Source organism: Wolbachia endosymbiont of Atemnus politus (genome assembly GCF_013309895.1).
On record NZ_JAAXCS010000131.1, the window covers coordinates 1 to 3281 of the forward strand.

Annotated in this window: 6 protein-coding genes; 2 read left to right on the top strand and 4 right to left on the bottom strand. The window is 36.4% G+C overall.

Going from position 1 to position 3281, the window contains the following annotated elements; translation table 11 throughout:
• From HET73_RS06625 to HET73_RS06640, 4 genes are all read right to left on the bottom strand, one after another.
• On the bottom strand, positions 1 to 488 hold a 488-nt coding region (locus tag HET73_RS06625), incomplete at its 3' end, for a hypothetical protein (protein ID WP_174134232.1).
• A gap of 402 nt (positions 489 to 890) precedes the next feature.
• Entirely contained in the window at positions 891 to 1295 is a 405-nt protein-coding gene (locus HET73_RS06630; protein ID WP_174134233.1) for a hypothetical protein, read from the bottom strand.
• Positions 1292 to 1618, bottom strand: a complete 327-nt coding sequence (locus HET73_RS06635) for a hypothetical protein (RefSeq protein ID WP_174134234.1) — start codon at positions 1616 to 1618, stop codon at positions 1292 to 1294. The genes HET73_RS06630 and HET73_RS06635 overlap by 4 nt, the downstream gene beginning before the upstream one ends.
• Before the next feature lie 384 nt (positions 1619 to 2002).
• Positions 2003 to 2494 carry a hypothetical protein gene (locus HET73_RS06640; RefSeq protein ID WP_174134235.1) on the bottom strand — a complete coding sequence of 164 codons (492 nt, stop codon included), beginning with the start codon at positions 2492 to 2494 and terminating at the stop codon, positions 2003 to 2005.
• A 162-nt stretch (positions 2495 to 2656) separates the two neighbouring features.
• Between HET73_RS06640 and HET73_RS06645 the strand changes: the two genes are divergently transcribed.
• The gene (locus tag HET73_RS06645) at positions 2657 to 2869 is read left to right on the top strand and encodes a hypothetical protein (protein WP_174134236.1); all 213 of its coding nucleotides are present in this window, start codon (positions 2657 to 2659) and stop codon (positions 2867 to 2869) included.
• A complete protein-coding gene (locus HET73_RS06650; RefSeq protein WP_246210259.1) occupies positions 2829 to 3131 on the top strand; it encodes a type II toxin-antitoxin system RelE family toxin in 303 nt (100 codons plus the stop codon). Before HET73_RS06645 ends, HET73_RS06650 begins: the two co-directional genes overlap by 41 nt.
• Positions 3132 to 3281: the final 150 nt, after the last annotated feature.

Genomic DNA, 3281 nt, shown 5'->3' on the forward strand with positions numbered 1-3281 from the left:
CCCTTATTGTTAACTATATTGGCAATTGCATCTGCTAGCTCCTCGTTGGCTTTCATCCCCGTTAAATCAATTTGTATATATTCCTTGGCAACAACACTAGTTGGCGACTTCTTCTCTATATCATGACTCCACCATATCACTAGGTCACAAACATAATTAGGGTTAGCACTATCATAGTTTTTAAAGCCTACCCAACCACTATCAATCCCCACACTACCCTTTAGTTTAACTGCATACAAACATCTCTGAGTAAATAGCGCTTTATGCTGCATTGCGTAGGTTATTACTGAATTTTTATTAGCAAATAATACATTAGGTTTTCCTGGTGTTCTTGTGTCAGTTGGTGATTGTTTATAAATAACGTGATTGCCCCATGATTTTATTAATGGGTAACGCCTATCAGTTTCCTTATCGTAACTCATAATTACGGTAGCGTAAGCTGTAGAAGTTGCAGAACTTTCAAGATCTGTACCGTACACTGAAGACATCGAACACACAAACCACCGGGAGAATAAAAAGTAGTTTTGTGAGCAGTTACAATTAGTACTAGTCGATTGCAAAAAAATAGCGCTAGCCTTTGGTATAATCAAAGGAAAACCAACATCATAAACTCTACTAGTAAAATTAACTGGATTAAAAAGCCCGCATAAACCAGAAGGATATGGAAATTGTTGATAATTAAGACTTACCGTTAAATAAAAAGATCAATCGCTAACAGAATAGCTTATTTCAGTTTTCTTAGTTACTTCATCAATACCTTTATTATATGGTGCCTCACTATCTGAATAAGACTGAATATGATTCAATCTAGTTGTAGTTCGAAAATAACCTGAGAAAAATCAGAATCAGAATCCGCAAATTTTACCGGAAACAATCCATTACTAGTCATTCTAATTTTGTTCACTTAAATAGCTAGTGGTAATATCAAACGAATGACAACAAGTAATAACTTCCACGGTAGGATCACTAGATATGACATATTGAAAATCGTAACTCACATCTGGATTAGCATGAAATGTAGTTTCTATCCACAGATCAGCAATATCATCACCTCCAGGCTTTGGATTTACTGTTCCCTTTCCACTGAAAGCAACTTTAACATTATTATCCGCAACAAACTGTTTAATGTACTTATTCGATATAGCATTAAACCAATTTGGTGTATCCTCAGTTTGAAGCATATTAAAAGTAGTTGGTGTACGACCTAGTTTCTCGTACAGTCTTTTGTATTCAATTCCCAAAGGACTAATTCCATTTGAATCAAGTGTGCGACCATCGCACTGCATTAAATTCATCTTTTTTCATCGACTTTCGCGCCTTTTGGATAACGGGCTATTTCACCAACGTGATCTGCAAATTTGAGACCGCCAATAGTAAAAATCAGCTCCTTATAACTATCACTAATTTTATACTTAGTTTCTGAAAGTGAAGAAAATAATAGATGAGATTTTGCTAAATCAGCGTTTTGTACTGGATATTTAAAATCAACAACCGATACCGGTGATGAAACCTCAGCACAATAAAAGTTCGTTGCTTTAAAATTAAATACCTGATCCTTTGGCAAAGAAAACTGAACTAAAATATACTGATCATCGCCAATATCTTTTGGTATTGTCACTTTAGGTAGAGCAAAACTAGTGAAGTAAACTTTTGGATCATCAGAGTCAATCGTATATTCAGCAATTTGTATAACTTGCGGCGCTGCCGATGACTTTGAACCAAAATTACGAATTACTGATGCAGTAATCGGTATACTATCACCACTTTTCCAAGCTTAGAACTTCAATTGAACACTGGTATTTGCACCCCACAGCACATTGGAGCTTTTAAACGCTACAATTTTTTGCAGTGGTGGGTTTATTTCACTGAATTTTTCGCAAACAACGTTCAAATAAAAACGAGGATTGCCTTTCACTGATCTTTTCAGCTTCGTTGATTTCTTTGATGAAAATTCTATCTACATCAATTCTATTTTGTACCGGTACTGAATCAGCATAAGGTCTTAAAAATTGCCATGAAAGCCCGGCAATTGGCAGCTCTGAAAAGTTTGGCAGAACGAAGCCTGCACCCTGCCCTCTGTCATCAATTTGCAGACCGATGTTGAACTGACCATCGATGAATAAATTATCAGAAACCTCAGCAGTATAACCGGATCAACTTTCGCCTGCTCCTGAAAATATGGAAGGTCCTGGAAAATAAGTTCAGGAGCAGCAGCATTGCCATAACAGCACTTCAGCTCAACCGTGTAACGGTCTTCGGGGTCGTCTACGTCAACAAAATAGTATAGTTTATGGGGCAACGCACCGTTTTCATCGAGCTGCAAAGGGTTTGGTGCTGGTACGACATTTCCTTCCTGGTTTTTATAATAGGCATTACGCAGAGTTGTCGGACTTTTCTTATCATAAAAATACATCCAGTAACCTGCAGCAGGCATACCTTCCTTATTCTTGATATTATCCTGTAATACTATGCTTAGTATTAACCTCTGTGCCATTTCTCCTGAAGCAAAAAGCCACTTGTAGTATATAACAAATCTTTAATAATTTATTAACACAGGTGCACAAAATCATCTTTACACACATGCCTGCACCTTTATTATTGAAAATTTAAAAAATATGCTGTATACTAGCTACAGTAGTATACTTTAGCAAAATTTATGGCTGACTCTGGAATTAACATTAGCGAAAAAGTTTTAAAGAATCTTACTCGCTTGGCTAAAGTGAAAAATCAATCAGTACAAGAGCTAGCAGAGCAGTTTATACAAGAAGGAATTGAATATGAGGAAGATATGGTGATAGTCAAACTCTCTATCCAACGTGACACACGAAATGCAAAATTCATCAGGCATGAAGACGTCAACTGGGAATAAGTATTTAATCTGTTATGAGGAAAACGTAGTTCACAAAGATATTCCGAGTCTTCCTAAGACAATATGGTCAAGGATAAAAGAAATCATAAAAGAGCGCCTTACAGTTTCTCCTGAGAAGGCAGGGGATCCATTGCTTGGTGAGTTTAAAGGACATCGTAGAATACGAACAGGCGATTACCGCTTGGTCTATAGAATCATTAAACTAGAACGTATAGTAATAATTACTGCAATAGAGCATAGAGAATATATCTACAAAGATTAAAACATTCTACACAAATGTTTTATTATACAGTCATCCTTCCTGATCTATTTTCCACCTTAGGTGGCTCAGCTCAGCTCAAAAAAAGCCAATTTTTTTGGCTACCCCCCTACAAATTATATTATATATAATATAATTAAGGGGAGGCGACGA

Coding starts and splice junctions, on each gene's coding strand:
- HET73_RS06645 (WP_174134236.1), top strand. CDS start 2,657: ATGGCTGACTCTGGAATTAACATTAGCGAAAAAGTTTTAAAGAATCTT.
- HET73_RS06640 (WP_174134235.1), bottom strand. CDS start 2,494: ATGGCACAGAGGTTAATACTAAGCATAGTATTACAGGATAATATCAAG.
- HET73_RS06650 (WP_246210259.1), top strand. CDS start 2,829: ATGCAAAATTCATCAGGCATGAAGACGTCAACTGGGAATAAGTATTTA.
- HET73_RS06630 (WP_174134233.1), bottom strand. CDS start 1,295: ATGAATTTAATGCAGTGCGATGGTCGCACACTTGATTCAAATGGAATT.